Source organism: Phenylobacterium sp. (assembly GCF_965284355.1).
In the GTDB taxonomy this organism is placed as follows: Bacteria; Pseudomonadota; Alphaproteobacteria; order Caulobacterales; family Caulobacteraceae; genus Phenylobacterium.
The window spans coordinates 1,200,026-1,218,140 of sequence record NZ_OZ260078.1; the positions used below are offsets into that span (position 1 = coordinate 1,200,026).

The 18,115-nt window shown below is 69.6% G+C and carries 20 protein-coding genes; 5 read left to right on the plus strand and 15 right to left on the minus strand.

Annotation, left to right across the window (positions count from 1 at the left end):
• Window positions 1-10: 10 nt before the first annotated feature.
• The 7 genes from ACQ66R_RS05775 to ACQ66R_RS05805 all read right to left on the minus strand — a co-directional run bounded on the left by ACQ66R_RS05775 (window position 11) and on the right by ACQ66R_RS05805 (window position 7,072).
• Complete coding sequence (locus ACQ66R_RS05775) at window positions 11-247, minus strand: hypothetical protein (RefSeq protein ID WP_430420038.1); 237 nt, start codon at window positions 245-247, stop codon at window positions 11-13.
• On the minus strand, window positions 248-2,326 hold the full coding sequence (gene cckA, locus ACQ66R_RS05780) for a cell cycle histidine kinase CckA (protein ID WP_430426219.1): 2,079 nt from the start codon (window positions 2,324-2,326) through the stop codon (window positions 248-250).
• A gap of 94 nt (window positions 2,327-2,420) precedes the next feature.
• Window positions 2,421-3,509, minus strand: coding sequence for a flagellar biosynthesis protein FlhB (gene flhB / locus ACQ66R_RS05785; protein ID WP_430420040.1), 1,089 nt, complete (start codon window positions 3,507-3,509; stop codon window positions 2,421-2,423).
• Window positions 3,506-4,267: a flagellar biosynthetic protein FliR gene (gene fliR / locus ACQ66R_RS05790; RefSeq protein ID WP_430420042.1), complete on the minus strand. Its 762-nt coding sequence runs from the start codon at window positions 4,265-4,267 to the stop codon at window positions 3,506-3,508. Before fliR ends, flhB begins: the two co-directional genes overlap by 4 nt.
• 14 nt (window positions 4,268-4,281) lie before the next feature.
• Entirely contained in the window at window positions 4,282-4,545 is a 264-nt protein-coding gene (gene fliQ, locus ACQ66R_RS05795) for a flagellar biosynthesis protein FliQ (RefSeq protein ID WP_430420044.1), read from the minus strand.
• 221 nt (window positions 4,546-4,766) lie between these two features.
• Window positions 4,767-6,308 (minus strand): glycine betaine ABC transporter substrate-binding protein, encoded by a 1,542-nt coding sequence (locus ACQ66R_RS05800; protein ID WP_430420046.1) that lies wholly within the window; start codon window positions 6,306-6,308, stop codon window positions 4,767-4,769.
• Window positions 6,305-7,072, minus strand: coding sequence for an ATP-binding cassette domain-containing protein (locus ACQ66R_RS05805; RefSeq protein WP_430426221.1), 768 nt, complete (start codon window positions 7,070-7,072; stop codon window positions 6,305-6,307). Before ACQ66R_RS05805 ends, ACQ66R_RS05800 begins: the two co-directional genes overlap by 4 nt.
• Before the next feature lie 87 nt (window positions 7,073-7,159).
• Between ACQ66R_RS05805 and ACQ66R_RS05810 the strand changes: the two genes are divergently transcribed.
• Complete coding sequence (locus ACQ66R_RS05810; protein ID WP_430420047.1) at window positions 7,160-7,654, plus strand: superoxide dismutase family protein; 495 nt, start codon at window positions 7,160-7,162, stop codon at window positions 7,652-7,654.
• 107 nt (window positions 7,655-7,761) lie between these two features.
• Here ACQ66R_RS05810 and ACQ66R_RS05815 read toward each other — a convergent pair whose 3' ends face one another.
• The 3 genes from ACQ66R_RS05815 to flgB are packed head-to-tail and all read right to left on the minus strand — an operon-like array spanning window position 7,762 to window position 8,967.
• A complete protein-coding gene (locus tag ACQ66R_RS05815; RefSeq protein ID WP_430420049.1) occupies window positions 7,762-8,097 on the minus strand; it encodes a flagellar hook-basal body complex protein FliE in 336 nt (111 codons plus the stop codon).
• Between the two features lie 10 nt (window positions 8,098-8,107).
• Window positions 8,108-8,530 (minus strand): flagellar basal body rod protein FlgC, encoded by a 423-nt coding sequence (gene flgC / locus ACQ66R_RS05820; protein ID WP_430420051.1) that lies wholly within the window; start codon window positions 8,528-8,530, stop codon window positions 8,108-8,110.
• Between the two features lie 14 nt (window positions 8,531-8,544).
• Window positions 8,545-8,967, minus strand: coding sequence for a flagellar basal body rod protein FlgB (gene flgB, locus ACQ66R_RS05825; protein ID WP_430420052.1), 423 nt, complete (start codon window positions 8,965-8,967; stop codon window positions 8,545-8,547).
• An 83-nt stretch (window positions 8,968-9,050) separates the two neighbouring features.
• Between flgB and ACQ66R_RS05830 the strand changes: the two genes are divergently transcribed.
• The gene (locus ACQ66R_RS05830) at window positions 9,051-9,320 is read left to right on the plus strand and encodes a flagellar biosynthetic protein FliO (RefSeq protein ID WP_430420054.1); all 270 of its coding nucleotides are present in this window, start codon (window positions 9,051-9,053) and stop codon (window positions 9,318-9,320) included.
• Window positions 9,320-10,117, plus strand: a complete 798-nt coding sequence (gene fliP / locus ACQ66R_RS05835) for a flagellar type III secretion system pore protein FliP (protein WP_430420056.1) — start codon at window positions 9,320-9,322, stop codon at window positions 10,115-10,117. The genes ACQ66R_RS05830 and fliP overlap by 1 nt, the downstream gene beginning before the upstream one ends.
• Before the next feature lie 34 nt (window positions 10,118-10,151).
• Here the strand turns inward: fliP and ACQ66R_RS05840 are convergent, their stop codons facing one another.
• From ACQ66R_RS05840 to ACQ66R_RS05860, 5 genes are read right to left on the minus strand one after another with little or no spacing between them, the layout of a single operon-like run.
• Window positions 10,152-13,070 carry a tetratricopeptide repeat protein gene (locus tag ACQ66R_RS05840; RefSeq protein ID WP_430420058.1) on the minus strand — a complete coding sequence of 973 codons (2,919 nt, stop codon included), beginning with the start codon at window positions 13,068-13,070 and terminating at the stop codon, window positions 10,152-10,154.
• Between the two features lie 3 nt (window positions 13,071-13,073).
• A complete protein-coding gene (locus ACQ66R_RS05845) occupies window positions 13,074-14,018 on the minus strand; it encodes a MotE family protein (protein ID WP_430420060.1) in 945 nt (314 codons plus the stop codon).
• Window positions 14,015-14,614, minus strand: coding sequence for a DUF6468 domain-containing protein (locus ACQ66R_RS05850; RefSeq protein WP_430420062.1), 600 nt, complete (start codon window positions 14,612-14,614; stop codon window positions 14,015-14,017). Before ACQ66R_RS05850 ends, ACQ66R_RS05845 begins: the two co-directional genes overlap by 4 nt.
• Window positions 14,614-15,696 (minus strand): flagellar motor switch protein FliM, encoded by a 1,083-nt coding sequence (fliM, locus tag ACQ66R_RS05855; RefSeq protein WP_430420064.1) that lies wholly within the window; start codon window positions 15,694-15,696, stop codon window positions 14,614-14,616. Before fliM ends, ACQ66R_RS05850 begins: the two co-directional genes overlap by 1 nt.
• Window positions 15,697-15,723: 27 nt before the next feature.
• Window positions 15,724-16,341 carry a flagellar basal body-associated FliL family protein gene (locus tag ACQ66R_RS05860; RefSeq protein WP_430420066.1) on the minus strand — a complete coding sequence of 206 codons (618 nt, stop codon included), beginning with the start codon at window positions 16,339-16,341 and terminating at the stop codon, window positions 15,724-15,726.
• 230 nt (window positions 16,342-16,571) lie between these two features.
• On the opposite strand from ACQ66R_RS05860, the gene flgF reads away from it, so the two are divergent.
• Entirely contained in the window at window positions 16,572-17,309 is a 738-nt protein-coding gene (gene flgF, locus ACQ66R_RS05865) for a flagellar basal-body rod protein FlgF (protein WP_430420067.1), read from the plus strand.
• A 14-nt stretch (window positions 17,310-17,323) separates the two neighbouring features.
• Window positions 17,324-18,112: a flagellar basal-body rod protein FlgG gene (gene flgG / locus ACQ66R_RS05870; protein WP_430420068.1), complete on the plus strand. Its 789-nt coding sequence runs from the start codon at window positions 17,324-17,326 to the stop codon at window positions 18,110-18,112.
• The last annotated feature ends 3 nt before the right edge of the window (window positions 18,113-18,115 follow it).

The following is an 18,115-nucleotide window of genomic DNA, read 5'->3' on the forward strand; positions in this document are numbered from 1 at the left end:
GGGTCGGCGCTCAGTCCTGTTCGCGGACGGTGAGGCGGCCGACCGTCAGTTCATCCACGTCCAGGCGGCGCTGATGGACCCGGCGCACCGTCAGCCGACCGATCGCGAGGCGACCGATGGCCAGCGCGCCGACGGCGATGGCGCCGAACGCCAGCGCGCCCAGCAGGGCCGAGCCCAGGGCCGCGGTTCCCACTGCGGTGGCGCCGGTGGCCGAGGCCGGGACGGCTGACGACTTGGGTTCCGACATCTAGGCGGCCTTCTGCAGTTCCAGCTTCACCCGCTCGGCCAGGGTCTTGATGTCGATGGGCTTGGGCAGGAACGAGACGTTCTTCTCACCCTCCAGCAGGTCGGAGAACTCGCTCTCGGCATAGCCGGAGATGAACATCACCGGCGCCGCACCCAGGTACTGGCGGGCCTGCTTCAACAGGTCGGGGCCCTGCATGCCGGGCATGACCACGTCCGAGATCATCAGGTCGATCTCGCCGGCATGAGTCTCGGCGTATTCCAGGGCCTCTTCTCCGCTGGCCGCCTCGATCACCTCGTAGCCACGAGCGCGCAGCAGCTTGGCGGCGACGCCGCGCACGGCGTCCTCGTCCTCGACGAACAGGATCCGGCCGGCGCCCGACAGGTCGCGGGCGGCGGGGCGCTTGGGCGTGACCGGCTCGGCCGCCGGAGCCGCGGCCTCCTGGGCGGGCGCCACGTGGACCGGCAGGAAGATGCGGAAGGCGGCGCCCTGCCCCGGCTTGGAGTCGACGGCGATCCAGCCGTCCGACTGCTTGACGATGCCGTAGACGGTGGCCAGCCCCAGGCCCGTCCCCTCGCCCACCGCCTTGGTGGTGAAGAAGGGCTCGAAGATCTTTTCCTTCACGTCCGGCGGGATGCCGGGGCCGTCGTCGCTGACGTCGATCAGCGCGTGGTCGCCCTGGGCCGTCGGATAGCCCAGGCTGCGGGCCTCTTCCTGGGTGACCCGGGCGGTGCGGATGTTGATCACGCCGCCGCCGTGCGTGCGGATCGCGTCGCGGGCGTTGACCACCAGGTTCATCACAGCGGTGTCCAGCTGCCCGCGGTCGGCGCGGACGTGCGGCAGGTTGCGGCCATAGTCGGTGACCAGCTTGATGTCCTCGTGCAGCAGGCGGCGGAGCAGCACCTCGGACTCCGAGATCATCTCGCCCACGTCCAGAATCTCGCGCTGGACCGTCTGCTTGCGCGAGAACGCCAGCAGCTTGCGCACCAGGTCGGCGGCCCGCATCGACGTCTGCTTGATCTCGTTCAGGCCCTCGTAGCTGGGGTCGCCCACCGGGTGGCGGGTGGACAGCACGTCCAGCTGCATGAGGATGGCGGTCAGCAGGTTGTTGAAGTCGTGGGCGACACCCCCGGCCAGCTGGCCGATGGCCTGCATCTTCTGGCTCTGGGACAGCTGCAGCTCGACCTGCTTCTGCTCGGAGACATCGACCAGGTAGGCCACCCAGCGGTCGCCGGCCTGGGTCAGGTAGAGGTGGGCGATGCGGGCCGGGTCATGGGCCAGGCGCACCTCGAGCGGGGCGTGGCCGTCGCGGTGATCGGCCAGCCGCAGGCCGGCGTCGAGGCGGCTGGCGGGCTCGATAAGCGCGCCGAACACCTGTCCCGCCTCCCCCCCCTTGGCGAGGGCGGCCAGCGCGGGGTTGGCCTCGATGATGCGCGCCTCGAAGGGGTCGTCGCCCTCCAGCAGCGCCGCGCCGAACGGCGAGGCCGCAGCGAACGCGTCCAGCACCTTGGGCGGCGGGGCCTTGGCGGTGGCCACGGCGTTCAGCACTTCCAGGGCCGACGAAGGCAAGGCCAGAGGACCGCCGCCGCGGCCGGCCAGCCGCACCAGGAAGCGGCGGGGACCGATGGGCGATACCATGGCCTCGCGCTCCTGGCCGCCGGCCTTGATGGGCGCGCGGCCCAGTTCGCCGCGGCGGGCGGCGGCCAGCGCGCCGAACAGGCTGGAGGCGGCCGCGCCGCTCTTGGGTAGGCGCGGGTGCGGGCCCATCGTCTCGCGCCACGCGGCGTTGGTGGTGAGCAGCCGCCCGTCGGGGGCGACCACGGCGGCGGGCTCTTCCAGCGCGGCCAGGAACGCCTCGGCGCCGGCCTCGGCCTCCTGCGGCGCCTCGGGCGAGCCGCGCAGCACGAACAGGCCGATGCAGGCGACGCCGGCCAGCCCGATCAGCAGCAGCGAGCTGCCCAGCGCTTCCAACGGCGCATTCAGCAGCGGCGCGCCCGCAAAAATCACGGCCAACAGGAAAAACAGCACCGCGAACGCGGTGAAGACGTCGGCCTTACGGGTCTTGGTCGGCGGCTCGGCCATGTGAGGGCTCAGCGCTTCCGGCGATTCGATGCTCTGCATTCTGTCACAAGGCCAACAACTTAGTGAAAAATGGCCGCCGGCGACGGCCGACGATCTAGAGAGGCCTTGCCGCCGGGCGGCGACGCTGGGCCGAATTCAGGATGAAGCCGATGATCTTGGCGACGGCTTCATAGTGGGCCGCGGGGATCATCTCGTCGATCTCCACCGAAGCGTAGAGCGCCCGCGCCAGCGGCGGATCCTCGATGACGGGCACGCCGGCCTCCTCGGCTACGCCGCGGATCTTGAGGGCGAGGGAGTCCAGCCCCTTGGCGACGCAGGTGGGCGCAGCGCTCTCGCCCTGCTCGTACTTCAGCGCCACGGCGTAGTGGGTCGGGTTCATGATCACGACCGTGGCGCCCGGCACGGCCTGCATCATCCGCTGGCGGGCGCGGGTGTAGCGGATCTGCTTCTGGCGCGCCTTCACGTGAGGGTCGCCTTCGCTGTTCTTGTAGTCTTCCTTGACCTCTTCCTTGGTCATCCGCTGGCGGACCATGAAGCGCTGGCGCTGCCACAGGTAGTCGCCGGCGGCCACGACCAGGGTGAGCGCCAGGACCGCGATGACCAGCCTGCGGATGATCTCCAGGCACAGCGGCAGGATGGCCGACGGGTCCAGGGCCGCCAGCGAGGCGAACTGCGGCATGTAGGGCTCGAGCACCCACCAGACGAGCAGGCCGATGACGATGACCTTCACCGTCGACTTGGCGAACTGCATCAGACTGTCGGGACCGAACAGCCGCTCGAAGCCCTTGCCCAGCGAGACCTTGGAGAAGTCGGGCTTCACCTTGTCGGGTGTGAAATGCAGGCCCGTCTGGATCAGGTTGGCGCCGGCGCCGGCGATGGCGGCGGCCGCCATCACCGCGACCAGGATCGGCGCGCTGGCCATCATCGCGTAGCGGAAGATCTCGACGCCGCCGTTCCCATGCAGCGACATGGCGTCGGGCCGGGCGATGAAGGGGAGCAGCTGGGCGGCCATGTTGCGCGACAGCCAGCCGCCGGCCAGCAGCACCACGCCCGACACCGCCGCCAGGGTGGCGAAGTGCGCCAGGTCCATGGTCTTGGGGATGTCGCCCTTTTCCCGAGCCTTCTCGAGTTTCTGGGGTGTCGCCTCTTCTGTCTTTGAGTCTTTTTCTGGAGCTTCGCTCATGTGCCGAGGAACGTCCCCAGCAGGCCGCGGTACCGGTCGATCCAGATGATGCCGATCGCGCCCAGGCTAAGGGCGAAGACCGAGAGGCCCAGAAGGACGATCAGCGGGGTGACGGCGAAGAACACCTGAAACTGCGGCATCACGCGGCCGACGAGACCGGCGGCGACGTTGAAGACCAGCGAGAAAACGATCACGGGCGCCGAGAGTTGGAGCCCGAGCGCGAACGAGCTTCCGAGGGTCTGGACGGCGAGTTGCCCGGCGTCGGCGACCGGAATGTCGCGGCCGAACGGGAACAGGTCGAACGACTTGACGATGGCGGCGATGAACAGGTGGTCCAGGTCGGTGGCGAAGATCAGCACGATGCCGATGAGGCCCAGGAACGTGCCGAGCGTGGTGGACGGCGCGGCCTGCATCGGGTTGGCCGTCTGGGCGAACGACAGGGTGGTCTGAAGCGACACGATCTCGCCCGCGGTGGCCAGCGAGGTCATGAAGAGGCGCAGGATCGACCCGATCAGCAGACCGATGATGACCTCCCGGATCACCGCCAGCCCGAAGTCGCCGGCGCTGGTCGCCAGCACAGGCACCTTGGCCGCCAGCAGGGGGAACAGCAGCAGCGACAGGGCCAGCGCGAACGACAGGCGGATACGCGCCGGAATGAACGTCTCGCCCAGGCCGGGCATGAGCATGACGATGGCGCCCAGCCGCGCGAAGATGAGGCCGGCGGCGTAGACCTGTTGGGCCGTGGCGTAGGATTCCACTGCGCCCTGCCCGCCTACATGCCCGCGATGCGGGCCGCGATGTTGCGCATGAAGCCGCTCATCAGGGCGCCCATCAGCGGCAGGAAGACCAGCAGCGAGACGAAGATGGCCACGATCTTGGGGGCATAGACCAGGGTCTGCTCCTGGATCTGGGTCAGGGCCTGCAGCAGGCCGATGCCAACGCCCACGATCAGGCCCACCAGCAGCACCGGCGCGCAGAGCTGAATGGTCAGCCAGATGGCGTCTCGCCCGACGTCCAGAACCTCGGCGCCGCTCATCGAAAACCTCATGCGGAAGACAGGGCCCGACGGTCGCCCCGCCGGCCGCCCAATCTCGCCGGTCATGGTTAACGAAAGGCTAGAGAGGGTTAACCATCCTTCCCCTTCACGAGGAGGGTGGCGCGCGCAGCGAGACGGGGGGAGAGGCGATCTTCCCCAACGCTCGTGGCCCGACCTCTACGCCCTCACCCGGATCGCCTCCGGCGATCTGTCGCGCCCCATCAAGGGAGGGAAAGCGCCCGCGCCGCCTCGGCCGGGGTCACCTTCCCCGTGTCGCGGTCGACGCTGTAGTTGGCCGCGCGCATCGCCTCGACGGAGACGGCGCCGACCAAGGGCTGCAGGGCGTCCAGCAGTCGCCGGTCCTGGGCCCGCTTCGGCGAAACAAGAATGACCGCGTCGTACGGGGGGATGGCGCCTCGGGGATCGCTCAGAACCACCAGCTTGTCGGCGGCGATGCGGCCGTCGGACGAGAAGGCGCTGATGACGTCAGCCTCGCCCGAGCCCAGGGCCCGGTACATGAAGGTCGGCTGGAACGATCGCTCGGCCTTGAAGGTCAGGTCGTAGGCCGCATCGACCGCCTTCCACTCCGGCCGCGACAGGAACTCGACGTCCGTCCCCAGGGTGAGGTTGCGCGCCTCGCGGGCCAGGTCGTCCAGGGAAGTCACGCCCAGAGCCTTGGCGCGGTCGGCGCGCATGGCGAAGGCGTAGGCATTCTCGAAGCCCAGCGAGCCCAGGACGACCACGCCGTCACGCTTTTTCAGCTCGGCGGTCAGTCCGGCCAGGATGGCGGCGCGGCCGGGGTTGTCCGTCCGGCCCAGCACGCTGGTCCAAAGTGTGCCGGTGTAGTCGACGTAGACGTCGATCTCGCCGGCGGACAGGGCGCGGTAGGCGACACTGGAGCCCAGGTTCTCCTTGCGCTCGACCTGGGCGCCGGTGCGTTCCAGGCGCTCGGCCATCAGGGCCGCCAGGATGTACTGCTCGGAGAAGTTCTTGGCGCCGACCACATAGGCCGCCGGCCGACCGAAGCTGGCCAGCGGAAGCATGGCCGCCGCCGCGCCGACCAGCAGCGCGGCCAAACCGGCCAGGACGAGGCTGCGGCGCCGGGTGCGCAGGCCCGTCTCGACGAGCCCCAGCAACTGGTCGGTCGTCATGGCCAGGATCGCCGCCGCGGCGCAACCGAACAGCACCGAGACCCAGTTCTCGGTCTGCAGGCCCGCGAAGATGTAGTTGCCCAGGCTGGTCTGGCCGACGGGGGTGGAGAGCGTGGCGGCGCCGATGGTCCAGACGGCGGCGGTGCGCACGCCGGCCATGATCACCGGCGCGGCCAGGGGCAGCTCGACCTGGATCAGCTTCTGGCGGCCGGTCATGCCCACGCCGTCGGCGGCCTCCGAGATCGCGGGATCGACGCCCGTGATGCCGGTCACTCCGTTCCGCAGGATGGGCAGGATCGAATAGAGCGTCAGCGCCAGCAGCGACGGCAGGAAGCCCAGGGCCGAGAACCCACGCCCCAGCACCGCCTCCGACACGGCCGAGAGCGCGAGCAGGAGCGGATAGAACAGCGCCAGCAGGGCCAGGCTGGGGATCGTCTGGATCAGGCTGGCCAGCGCCAGAACGGGCCAGCGCAGGCGCGGACTGCGGCTGGCCGCCACCGCCAGCGGCAGGCTGATCGCCAGCCCCAGGGCCAGCGCGCTGACGCTGAGCAGGACGTGCCAGCCCAGGTACTCGGGCAGCAGTTCGAAGGCGGCGGCCAGTTGCGGGCTCATGCGCCCAGCCTCTCGCGCAGCCGCTCGGCCTGGCGCTTGGGCGCTTCCAGCAGGGCCAGCACGTGGGGGTCTTTGGATGTCGCCAGCAGCTCGGCCGGCGCGCCGTCGGCCAGGATGCGCCCGCCCGCCAGCACCACGATGCGGTCGGCCAGCAGCACCGCCTCGGCCATGTCATGAGTGACCATCAGCGTCGTCAGGCCCAGGCGTTCATGCAGGGCGCGGTAGTCGGCGCCCAGGGCGTCGCGGGTGACCGGGTCCAGGGCGCCGAAGGGCTCGTCCATCAGCATCAGGCGGGGCTCGGCGGCGAGCGCCCGGGCCACGCCCACGCGCTGGCGCTGGCCGCCCGAGAGCGCGGCCGGCGCGCGCCTGGCCACCTCCGCCGGCAGTGCGACGAGCTCCAGCAGCTCGGCCACGCGGGCGGTCATTCTGGACGCGTCCCAGCCCAACAGCCTGGGCGTGATGGCAATGTTCTCGGCGACCGTCAGGTGCGGGAACAGGCCCACCTCCTGAAAGACGTATCCGATGCGCCGGCGCAGCAGATGAGGCTCGGCCGCGGCCACGTCTTCTCCGGCCACGCTGACCCGCCCCGCGTCGGGGGCGATGAGGCCGTTGACGGTCTTGAGCAGCGTGGTCTTGCCAGAACCCGACCCGCCCACCAGCGCCACGAACTGTCCGGCCGCGACCGCGAGATCGACGCCATCGAGGGCGGCGTGGGCGCCGTAGCGCTTGGACACGCCTGTGAGTTCGATCAGCGGATCGGTCATACCCACGCGTAGCATTCCCTCCGGGCTTGGGGGAGCCATCGCGCGCCGCTACACGTTGCAGATCGGTTCGAAACGGAGTTGTCCCCCATGCGCCGCCCCCTCGCCCTCGCCGCCGTCCTGGCGCTGACCGCTTCCGCCGCCCTGGCTGACCCCGTGACGGTCGAGCTGAAGACGGGCGCGGGCGCCAGCGCCGGCAAGGCCACCCTGACCGAAGCCCCCAAGGGCGTACTGCTGAAGGTGGAGGCCAAGGGCCTGGCGCCCGGCTGGCACGGCCTGCACTTCCACGAGAAGGCCGACTGCTCGAAGGCCGACTTCACCTCGGCGGGCGCCCACACCCACGGCAGCGAAAAGGCCGTCCACGGCCTGCTGAACGCCGCGGCCAACGAGACCGGCGACCTGCCGAATATCTATGCGGGCGCGGATGGCGCCGGGAACGCTGAGGTGTTCACCAGCCTGACCACCCTGAAGGCGTTGAAGGACGCCGACGGCTCGGCCCTGGTCATCCACGCCAACCCCGACGATCACATGGCTCAGCCGATCGGCGGCGCGGGTCCTCGAGTGGCCTGCGGCGAGATCAAGTGACCGCGAAGCGAGTCATCCCGGCAAAGGCCGGGATCCAGGGGCCGCACGGAATGGAAGCTGGAGCTCGGTCTGGATCCCCGCCTGCGCGGGGATGAGTCGCTTCGCGCTCAGATCGGCATCCGCATGATTTCCTGGTACGCCGAGATCACCTGATCGCGGACGGCGATGACCGTCTCCAGGCTGGCCTCGGCGGCCGAGATGGCGGTGACCACGTCGACCAGTTCGGTGCGGCCCGCCACCTGGGCGGCCATCTGGTGTTCGGCGTGCTTGGACGCGGCCATCGCATCGGTCATCGCCGACTTGAGAATGGCCCCGAACCCGCCCGGCGGCCCGGCGGCCGGCGCCGAGAGCGACGGCATGCCGTCCGCGTCTCCCGGGCCTCCCACGCCGATGCCTTTCTGGGCGGAGGCATATGCCTTGGCGGCGGCGAGCGGGGTGATCATCGGCTAGCCCCTACTTCTTCAAGAGATCGAGCGTGCGCTGTTCCATGCTGCGCGCCGTCTCGATGACGTTGAGGTTGGCCTCATAAGCCTTCTGGGCCTGGCGCATGTCCATCGCCTCGACGAGGGAGCTGACGTTCGGCAGCTTCACGTAGCCCTTGGCGTCGGCCGACGGGTGGCCGGGGTCGTATTCCTGGCGGAACTCAGTCTGGTCGGCCTCGACCTTCGACATCCTCACGCCGCGCGCGCCCGAGATGCGGGTCGGCTCGAAGACCGGGGCCTGGCGGCGGTAGGGATCGCCGCCTGGGGTCTTGGACGTGGAGTCGGCGTTGGCCAAGTTCTCGGCGATGATCCGCATGCGCGCCTGCTGGGCGCGGAGCGCGGAGGCCGCGATCGCCTGGGTGACGCCGCCCACGGGCAGTTTGGAGTCGGCCATCTAGCTCTCCTGCCTCACGCGCCCGGCCGCTTGGTGGCCAGGCGGAGCATGCCCATGGACTTCTGATAGAAGCTGATCGCCGCGTCGTAGTTCATCCGAGACTCGGCCATCTTGATCATCTCTTCCTCGAGCACGACCGAGTTGCCGTTCAGCGTGGTCTCGGAGTCGGGAGACCGCATGGTCTTGAACTGGCCGCCGAGGCGCGACTGGGGGCCCTTGGGCGCGATGTGGCCCGGCTGGGTCACGGACATGGCGCCCGACTGTCCCGCCCGCTGAGCCTGGACCCGCGCGTCGAAGCTGTAGGGCTTCATGTCCTCGGGCACGTAGCGGGCGGTGTCGGTGTTGGCGACGTTCTGCGCGATGATCTTCTGGCGCTCGCTGAGATACCCCAGCCGGCTGCGAAGCATCGAGAAGAGAGGGATGTCGGCCAGGTTCATTGCCGGCCAACTCTGAACAAACAGGGTTAATCCGCGCTTAAGGGATTCAGCGGCGAATGGGCCTCCTCAGGGACCCCCGCCGCATGGACCTCGCCACCTTCGCCCGCGCCATATTCGCCCTCGTGCTCACGCTGGGCCTCATCGGGCTGGCCGCCGTGGCGCTGCGCAAGTACGGCCCCGACGCGATGGCCCGCTTTCAGGGCGTGCGCAAGGATCGCCGGATGCGTGTGGTCGAGACCCTGGTGCTGGATCCGGCCCGCCGGCTGCTCATCATCGAGTGTGACGGGCAGGAGCGCCTGGTGCTCCTGGGCGAGGGCCGCGTCGTCGACCTCAAAGCGCGGGACCCCGCCTGATGCGCGCCCTTCTCGCCGCGATCCGCACCCTGCCGGCCGAGGATTGGCGCCGCGCGGCGCTGATCGCGCTGGTGACCACCTTCGCCGCCATGATCGTCCCGGCCTCCGCGGTCGCCCAGACGCTGAACGTCAATCTGGGCACCGGGGCGGGCCTGACCGAGCGCGTGGTCCAGCTGGTCGGCCTGATGACGGTGCTGTCGCTGGCGCCGTCGATCGTGATCATGACCACCTCGTTCGTCCGCATCGTGGTGGTGCTGTCGCTGCTGCGCACGGCGCTGGGCCTTCAGCAGAGCCCGCCGAACGCCGTGCTGATCTCGCTCAGCCTGTTCCTGACCGCCATCGTCATGGGTCCCACCTTCGACCGCGCTTACAACGAGGGCGTCCGTCCCCTGCTGGAGCAGCAGATGGAGCTGCCCGCGGCGTTCGACGCGGCGGGCGGGCCGGTGAAGCAGTTCATGCTCTCTCAGGTCGACCAGGAGGACCTGGCCCTCTTCGTGCGCCTGTCGAAGGTGCCGCGGCCGGCCAATCTCCAGGACCTGCCGATCCGCGTAGTCACGCCGGCCTTCATGATCTCGGAGCTGAAGCGGGCGTTCGAGATCGGCTTCCTGCTGTTCGTGCCGTTCCTGGTGATCGACCTGGTGGTCGCCAGCGTGCTGATGAGCATGGGCATGATGATGCTGCCGCCGGTGGTCATCAGCCTGCCCTTCAAGCTGATCTTCTTCGTCCTGGTGGACGGCTGGCGGCTGGTGGCGGGCAGCCTCGTCGAGAGCTTCCAGCGCGGCCCGCCCGGCGGGTAGCGGCAGCCAAGAAATCCGCGCTCCCGAAAGGGTGCTAGCCCTTGGCGGCGAGTTTGGCCGGGGCCACCTGGGCCTGGCGGGCCGGGGCGGCGGGCTTGGCGGTTCCGACGGGGGCGGCTCTCGTCTTGAAGCGGCCCTTCATCTTCTCGACCCAGCCGGCGAAGACCTCATTGTCGGCCGAGACACGGCCGAAGTCGCCGACACTCAGGCGGCCGGTCGGCGCGCCCGACAGCGCGATGCGCAGGGCCTCGGGGTTGTTGGCCTTCTCGTAGAAGCCCTGGTAGCGGCTCTGCAGGCGATCCAGCGAACCCTCGTCGCCGGCCAGGCTGTAGGCGACGCCGGCGCGCAGCAGGCGGCCCTCCTCGTCGGTGCTCAGGGGAGTCGCGGTCTTCCAGCGGTCGCCCAGACTCTTCTCGAACAGCGGGGCCGCGGCGGCCCAGTTCTTCTGCTTCCACAGGATCTCGGCCCGCAGGTCCTGGGCCTCCTTGCCTGTGTCGCGTTCGATGATCTCGAGGGCGCTGTCGTGACGGCCCAGGCTGCTCCAGGCGCGGGCCTCGACCAGCCGGCGCTCCGCGCTGAGGGCCAGCGGCAGCACCGTCGTGCGTGAGGTGTTGATCGCCTCCAGCGCCATCTCGGGCTTGCGATCCATCAGATAGATCACGGCGAGGTCCGTGGAGACCTGGGCCTTGGGCACGCCGTCGAGGCGGTTCTCCGCCTGATACTTGAGGAGGTCAGCGGCCTGGGGCAGCAGGTCCACGTCGACCAGGCGGCGCACGATCTTGCGAACCATCAGGTCGCCGTCGGCGCCCAGCGGGGCCAGCTCACGGAAGTCGAAGAACAGCGCCAGCGCCTGGGTGGGCTCCAGGCCGTCAGCGTGGCCATCCAGGAAGAGGCCGCGGAAGGCGGCGTTCAGGTCCGCCTGCAGCTGCAGCGCCTCGGGCAGGTCGGGCAGGCGCACGCCGGCCGACCGCAGGGCCTCCAGCGCCTCGCGGTAGCGGCCCTGCGCCAGGTAGAGCTGACCCAGCGCGCGAATGGTCTCGAGCTCGGTCGCATCGCCGCGCCAGCGGTAGCGCAGGTTGTCGAAGACGAGCGCCGCCTGGGCCGGCTTGATCTGGCCCAGTTCCAGACGGATCTGGGTCGAGCGCAGCACCGCCGGCGCCGAGAGCGACTCCACCGGCGCGGTGGCGATCGCGTTGTAGACCTTCAGCGCGCGGTCCTTGTAGCCCTGCAGCTCGATGATCCGGGCCTGGACCAGCCGGGCGCGCAGCTGCTCCTCGGGGTCGACCTTTTCCTCCAGCGCCATGCGGATACGGGTGTCGGCGCCGATCAGGTCGCCCTGGGCCAGCGCGGCCTGAGCGTCGGCGCGGGCGAAGCGCGCCTTCCACAGCGGCGACATCAGGCCGTAGGCCTCGACGCCCTTCACGAACAGAGCGCGCGCCTCGCCGTACTGGGCGAGCTGGGTGGCGACGTAGGCGCGCCAAAGGGCGGTCGAAGGGTCGTCCGCGAGCGCCGGCGCCGAGAAGTCGGTGTCGGCCTCGGCGTAGCGGCGCGACAGCGTGCGCGCCACGCCCCGCAGGCCGCGGAACTCGGGGTCGTCGAGCATCTCGGGATGCTCGCGCGCCAGGGCGTTCAGGAGGCCGATGGCCTCGTAGCTGAGCTCGGAACCCACGAGGAAGCGGGCCATGGCCATGCGCGCGGCGACCGGCGCCTCGGGGTCCTTGTTGCCGCTTTCGGCCGCGGCCGCGGAAAACAGGCTCTCGTGGCGGCGCAGAAACCCGCCTTCGCCGGTCTTGGCCCATTCGGCCGGCACGATGGCCGGCATGATCGCCGGCTGCGGGGCGCCCAGCTTGGCGTCTTCACGCTCGCGCGTGGCCCAGGCCGGCGAGAGGGTCAGGCCCTTGGCGCGGCTGATGCGGACGATCTCGCCGTCGCGCTGGACGGTCAGGTCTTCGACCAGCGGTTCGACCGCAAGGCCCTGGATCGACGGCAGCAGCGCGGCGTCGACGAAGTCGCGGCGGGACGGGATGCCCTTGGGCGGGCCCAACGCGGTGACCACGGTCAGGGTGTCGCCCACGACCGGATCGGGCAGGTTGACGATGCGCGTGGCGCCGGCGACGGGCGCCTTCAGGGTGGCGGGGCCGCCCGCGGCGTCACGGCTGACGCGCACGATCGCAGGCTGCGACTGCGGGCCAGGGCCCAGCGAGATGGTCCAGGTGTTTCCCTGGGAGGCCACGAAGACCGGGGCGTCGGGTTCGGCGTCGATGCGCAGGGCCGCATGGTCGGCGCCCTTGAACGCCTGCACGCCGCGCAGCGGCCGGACCTTGGGCGTGGCCGACACGTCGAGGGTGGCGGGGGCGTCGAACACGACCCAGACGGCGTCGCCGCGGCGGAACACCGCGGCGCCTGCGGGATTGGCCCAGGTGAAGGCGAGCTGTGTCTGACCGCCGGCCACCTTGGCGTCCATCCGCACCACGCCGCCAGGCGGCAGGGGGTTGGGCCGCGGCGGCTCGGCCTCGGCGACGGCCACGGCCTCGGGTTCAGCGGCAGCGTCGACCGGCGGGGCCTCTGCCTTCTCGAAGACGTTGACGTAGGTCGCGCCGTCAGCCTGGCCGATGCTGACATCGGCGTTGTCGGCCAGGGTCAGGACGACCTGGACGCCTTTGGCCGTGCGCTTACGTTCGGCCGACTTGACCCACTTGGGCGGCGCGGTGAGCAACCGGGCCAGGTCGGGATCGCCCGACATGGTGATGGTGACGGTCTGGCCCTGCCGGCTGGCGAGCGCGCCGCCGCGGACCTCGATGCGCGAGAAGGTCTCCGCCGTAGCCACGCGAACGTCAGGGCCGCCACGCTGAGTGACGGCCTTGACCGCAGGTGCGGCGGCGCCGGCAGGAACCGCGACGCTGGCGATGCAGGCCGCGGCGACCCCGGAGCGGAGGGCCTTCTTCAGGCTCATGCTCTACCCGGTCTTGGCCGGCGGCGTGGCGGCCGGAGCCGCGGGCGGCGCAGCGGCCGGGGTCGGTCCGGCGGCCGGCTTGGCGGCCTGCTGTGCGGCCGGGGCCTTCTTGCGCGGCGGGGCCTTGCGGGCCGGCGCCGGCTTCTTCTCCTCGGCGGTCGGATCGACGGAGGCGGTCTTGGCCGGCGCGGCCTTGTCTTCGGCGGCCGCGGCGGCCTTGGTGGCGGCGGCCTGGGCGTCGGAGTAGCGGCGGGCCAGCATCTCGGTCAGCTTCTTCGCATCGGCGGCCGACATCTGAGCCATGATCGCCGAGAGCGCCCGCTCCTTCATCTTGGCGGCGATCTTGATGCGCACGCCGTCGTCCAGGGCGGCCAGACGCGGGGCGGCGTCCTTGGCCTTCATGCCCTCGAACACCTTCACGAGGCGGTCGATCTCGGCCTGTTCCTTGGCGGTGGACTGGTTCAGCAGGCCGTTCACCTCGGCCTTGAGGCCATTCAGCGCCTTGATCTTGGCGTCAAGCTTGGCTTCGGCGGCGGCCATCAGCGCCAGCTGGGTGTTGAGGTCGTTCTCGCGGGCGTCCAGGGCGCCGCGGCGCTGACCCAGGCTCTGCAGCACCTGGAGTTCGGCCGGCGACAGACCCGCCTGCTTGGCGAGCTCGGCGGCGGTCGGGGCGCACACGGCCTTGGGCGCGATACTGGGCGCAGGCAGGCCGGCCGCGGCGTCCTTGGGCTCGCCGGTCTCCGCGGTTTCGCCGCTCTTGGCGTCTTTCGTCTCGGACTTGGCGTCAGCCTTGGCCTCAGGTTTGGCGGCTTTCGTCGCCTCCTCGGCGAAGGCCTGCGCGCCGGTCAGCAGGCCGCTCAGGTCCTGGGCGCCCGACATGGCGTTCACAATCAGGACGCCGCCGATGGCGACGCCGACCAGCGGCAGGATGCGGGGAACGGACTTCAACGGCGCGCTCCCCCGACACCGGCTTGCGCGAAGCGATCGAACGCCGTCGGCGCGTCCTCGAACAGGTCGTCATCCGGCGTGGCGGCGATGCGACGGCCAGGCAGCGGGGCGCGACCGACCAGCGGCTCGCGCTCGACGGCCGGCGCGGCCTCGGGCTGGGCCTGGGCGGCTTCCTTAGCGGCGAGGCGCGAGCGGGCCATGGCCAGCAGGTTGGACAGCCGCTGCTCGGCGTTGTCCTCGACCCGCGGGGCCGGCGTGACCGACGGCATGGATCGCGGCTGCAGGCGCTCGGCCGACATGGCGCGGGGCAGCTCCGGCGCAGCCGAGACCAGCTTCTCCAGCTTGGCGGCCAGCGCGCGGCCCTTCTCGATGCGGTCCGACAGCATGTCGGTGGCCTCGTCGGTGGCGGCGCGCAGGTCGGCCAGACCCTGTTCCGCGCGGACGGCGGCGACGTTCAGTTCGCGCACGGCCGCCTCGAAGCCCTCGTGGCTGTCGCGCAGGGCCTTCAGGCGCTTGTTGAGGCGCAGGCCGACGACCATGGCCGCGACCAGAAGGGCCGCGAGCAACAGGTTCATGCCGATGGCGATCAGGCTCATCACAACCTCTGGACGGCTTGCCGGGCGCTGGGTGAAAGCGGGGCTTCCACGCGCACGGCGATGTGGGCGTTGCGACGGCCCATGCGGCCGCGCGTGAGGGGAATCGTTCCGGCCCGAAGCTCGATCAGACTGTCGGGACCGGCGTTCAGCATCAGGGTGTCGCCGACCTTCAGATCCAGCACCCGCCGGAGGCTGATCTGCTGCTCGTCGAGCACGGCGCGGACCTCGGTGTTGGTGGTCCAAAGCTCGGTGGCGAGGTGGCTTTCCCAGATGTTGTCGCGACCGAACTTCTCACCCATGAACTGCTGCAGCAGCATCTTGCGGATGGGTTCGAGCGTCGCGTAGGGCAGCAGCAGCTCGATGCGGCCGCCGCGGTCTTCCATGTCGATGCGCAGCTTCACCAGGATGGCCGCGTTGGCCGGGCGCGCGATGGCGGCGAAGCGCGGGTTCGTCTCCAGTCGGTCCAGGGTGAACGTCACCGGGGTCAGCGGCTCGAACGCTTCCTTCGCGTCGCCCAGCACCACCTCGACCATCCGCTGCACCAGCACGCGTTCGATCGTCGTGTAGGGCCGGCCTTCGATCCGCATGGCCGCCGTGCCGCGGCGACCGCCCAGGAGGACGTCCACGATCGAGTAGATCAGGTTCGAGTCGACCGTCAGCAGGCCGTAGTTGTTCAGTTCCTCGGCCCGGAACACCGACAGGATGGCCGGCAGCGGGATCGAGTTGAGATAGTCGCCGAAGCGGATCGAGCTGATGTTGTCGAGGCTGACTTCGACGTTGTCGGAGGTGAAATTCCGTAGGGAGGTGGTCATCAATCGCACCAGGCGGTCGAAGACGATCTCCAGCATCGGCAGGCGTTCGTAGCTGACGAGCGCCGAGTTGATGATCGCGCGGATGCCGGTCCGCTCGGCGATCTCGTCATCGGTGAGATCGAAGCCCAGGAGGCTGTCGATCTCGTCCTGGTTCAGGATGCGCTCGGCCGAGTTTGCCTCGGCCGCAGCTGCGGCCGCCCAGTCGGTCTCGCCGGTGGACTCGAGACCGGTCTGAGCGTCGTTGGGAGGGAGTTCGTTCTCGTCGGCCATGGTCGTGTGTGATCGTCAGCGCGGGCGCTAGTTGATCAGCATCTCCTCGATCAGGACGGCGTTGGCCTTGGACGGGGCGATGACCAGGTTGACGCGGCGCAGGATCTCCATGCGCAGCTGGTAGCTGCCCTGGCTGCCCGACAGATCCTCGGGACGCAGTTCGCGCAGGAAGGTCTGGAACATGTCCTGGAGCCGCGGCATGTTCGGATCGAGTTCTTCGACCGCGCCCTCGTCCGGCAGTTCCAGGGTGAGCTTGAGCTTGAGGAAGGTGGGGCGACCGTCGGCGGTCTGCATGTTCACCACCACGTCGGGCATGGTGTAGAAGACGATGCCGTCAGGGCCTTCGCGGACGACCGCGGCGCCCTTTTCGCCTTCCTTGCCGCCTTTGCCCTTCTCTTCCTTCTTCTTCTCTTTCTTCTTTTCCTTGCCCTTTTCGCCGGCCTGAGCGGCCTCGTCGGGCTTGGGCTTCAGGAAGATGAACGCGGCCGTGCCGCCGCCGCCCAACACCACGAGCGCAGCGACGCCGCCGATGATCAGCATCTTCAGCGGGAGCTTTTTCTTCCCGGAGGCCTCGCCCTCCGCGCCCTCGGCGCCTTCGAGCGCTTCGCCCTCGGCCTCCTTGGGTTTCTTCTCCTTCTTCGCCACGTGCGCCCCAGTCCTTCAGACCGTCTGTGAATTCCGGCGCGTCCTGAATGGCCCGCTTTAGTTAAGAAGCGGTTTTTAACACCTCTTAACGCGCCCATTTCCTGCCCGGCAAAATCCGCCGCGGGGCGCGCATTAACCATCGTGTTTGTTGATTTTATTAGCGTTTCAGACTGGCCCGGCCCTTGCATGCCAGAACGCTAGAAAGTCGCACCACCAGGTTGCCCGGTTAAATGGAAAACGCTCTCTACGTCGGCCTCTCCCGCCAGATGATCCTCCGCAGGGAGATGGAGATCATCGCGAACAACATCGCCAACATGGACACCAACGGCTTCAAGGTGGAGTCGATGATCCAGAAGACCGATCCGTCGGAGCCGGCGGTCACGCTGGGCGGACCGCGTCCGGTCAAGTTCGTCGCCCCCGACGGCGTGGCCCGCGACTTCGGCCAGGGCGTCCTGACCCGCACCGGCGGGGAGCTGGACATGGCCATCGAGGGCAAGGGCTTCTTCCAGGTCCAGACGCCCCAGGGCCCCCGCTTCACCCGCGATGGCCGCTTCACCACCGACACGACCGGCCGACTGGTCACCCAGGGCGGCCACGCCGTGCTGGACGCCAGCGGCGGCGAGATCATCATCAACCCGGAAAAGGGCCAGGTCGCCGTCGCCGCGGACGGCTCGATGAGCCAGGGCAACGAGGCGGTCGGCAAGGTCGGCGTCTATACGTTCACCAACCCGGGCGCGCTCGAGAAGGCCGGCGACAATCTCTTCCGCAACGGCTCGAACCTGGCCGCCAACCCGGCCACCGAGTCCAAGCTGCGCCAGGGCTTCCTGGAAGGCTCCAACGTGAGGCCCGTGCTCGAGATCACCCGAATGGTCGAGGTGAGCCGCGCCTACGAGAGCACCACCAAGATGATGGAATCCGAAGCCGAGCTCTCGCGCCGCTCTGTCGAGCGCCTGGGCCGGGTTCAGTAAGAGGATAACGACCGATGCAGGCTCTTCGCACCGCGGCCACCGGGATGGCCGCCCAGCAGATGAACGTCGAGGTCATCTCGAACAACATCGCCAACATGAACACCGTGGCGTTCAAGCGCCAGCGCGCCGAGTTCCAGGACCTTCTCTACCAGACCTTCCAGGCCGCCGGGACGCAGTCGTCCGACCAGGGCACGATCGTGCCGACGGGCGTGCAGGTGGGCGCCGGCGTGAAGGCGGGCGCGGTCTACCGGGTGCAGACCCAGGGCTCGCTGACCCGCACCGACAACCCGTACGACCTGGCCATCGACGGCCGCGGCTACTTCCAGGTGCTGACGCCGTCGGGCGAGACCGCCTACACCCGCGCCGGCAACTTCTCGACCAACGACCAGGGCCAGCTGGTGACCCAGGACGGCTATACGATCGAGCCGGCGATCACGATCCCGGGCGACGCGGTGCGCGTCTCGGTGTCGAAGTCGGGCCAGGTCGAGGTGCTCCAGGCCGGCCAGACCGCACCCAGCGTGGTGGGGGTGATCGAACTCTCCACCTTCGTCAACGAAGGCGGCCTCGAGGCCCTCGGCGGCAATCTCTACAAGGAAACCGCGGCCTCGGGCGCGCCGACGAACGGGACGCCGGGCTCGACCGGCATCGGCGCCCTGACCCAGGGCTACACCGAAGCCTCGAACGTCGATGCGGTGGCGGAGATCACCGCCCTGATCGTCGCCCAGCGCGCCTACGAGATGAACTCCAAGGTCATCTCCACCGCCGACAACATGCTGGCCACCGCCAACCAGGTGAAGACCTAAGCT

What these genes read in the sequence shown, in the direction of transcription:
- ACQ66R_RS05840 (WP_430420058.1), bottom strand. Translation starts at nt 13,070, where the DNA reads ATGAGCCTGAAGAAGGCCCTCCGCTCCGGGGTCGCCGCGGCCTGCATC.
- ACQ66R_RS05775 (WP_430420038.1), bottom strand. Translation starts at nt 247, where the DNA reads ATGTCGGAACCCAAGTCGTCAGCCGTCCCGGCCTCGGCCACCGGCGCC.
- fliP (WP_430420056.1), top strand. Translation starts at nt 9,320, where the DNA reads ATGCGCGCCCTTCTCGCCGCGATCCGCACCCTGCCGGCCGAGGATTGG.
- flhB (WP_430420040.1), bottom strand. Translation starts at nt 3,509, where the DNA reads ATGAGCGAAGCTCCAGAAAAAGACTCAAAGACAGAAGAGGCGACACCC.
- flgB (WP_430420052.1), bottom strand. Translation starts at nt 8,967, where the DNA reads ATGAACCTGGCCGACATCCCTCTCTTCTCGATGCTTCGCAGCCGGCTG.
- ACQ66R_RS05805 (WP_430426221.1), bottom strand. Translation starts at nt 7,072, where the DNA reads ATGACCGATCCGCTGATCGAACTCACAGGCGTGTCCAAGCGCTACGGC.
- cckA (WP_430426219.1), bottom strand. Translation starts at nt 2,326, where the DNA reads ATGGCCGAGCCGCCGACCAAGACCCGTAAGGCCGACGTCTTCACCGCG.
- flgF (WP_430420067.1), top strand. Translation starts at nt 16,572, where the DNA reads ATGGAAAACGCTCTCTACGTCGGCCTCTCCCGCCAGATGATCCTCCGC.
- ACQ66R_RS05815 (WP_430420049.1), bottom strand. Translation starts at nt 8,097, where the DNA reads ATGATCACCCCGCTCGCCGCCGCCAAGGCATATGCCTCCGCCCAGAAA.
- flgC (WP_430420051.1), bottom strand. Translation starts at nt 8,530, where the DNA reads ATGGCCGACTCCAAACTGCCCGTGGGCGGCGTCACCCAGGCGATCGCG.
- flgG (WP_430420068.1), top strand. Translation starts at nt 17,324, where the DNA reads ATGCAGGCTCTTCGCACCGCGGCCACCGGGATGGCCGCCCAGCAGATG.
- ACQ66R_RS05800 (WP_430420046.1), bottom strand. Translation starts at nt 6,308, where the DNA reads ATGAGCCCGCAACTGGCCGCCGCCTTCGAACTGCTGCCCGAGTACCTG.
- ACQ66R_RS05850 (WP_430420062.1), bottom strand. Translation starts at nt 14,614, where the DNA reads ATGAGCCTGATCGCCATCGGCATGAACCTGTTGCTCGCGGCCCTTCTG.
- fliM (WP_430420064.1), bottom strand. Translation starts at nt 15,696, where the DNA reads ATGGCCGACGAGAACGAACTCCCTCCCAACGACGCTCAGACCGGTCTC.
- ACQ66R_RS05810 (WP_430420047.1), top strand. Translation starts at nt 7,160, where the DNA reads ATGCGCCGCCCCCTCGCCCTCGCCGCCGTCCTGGCGCTGACCGCTTCC.
- fliQ (WP_430420044.1), bottom strand. Translation starts at nt 4,545, where the DNA reads ATGAGCGGCGCCGAGGTTCTGGACGTCGGGCGAGACGCCATCTGGCTG.
- ACQ66R_RS05830 (WP_430420054.1), top strand. Translation starts at nt 9,051, where the DNA reads ATGGACCTCGCCACCTTCGCCCGCGCCATATTCGCCCTCGTGCTCACG.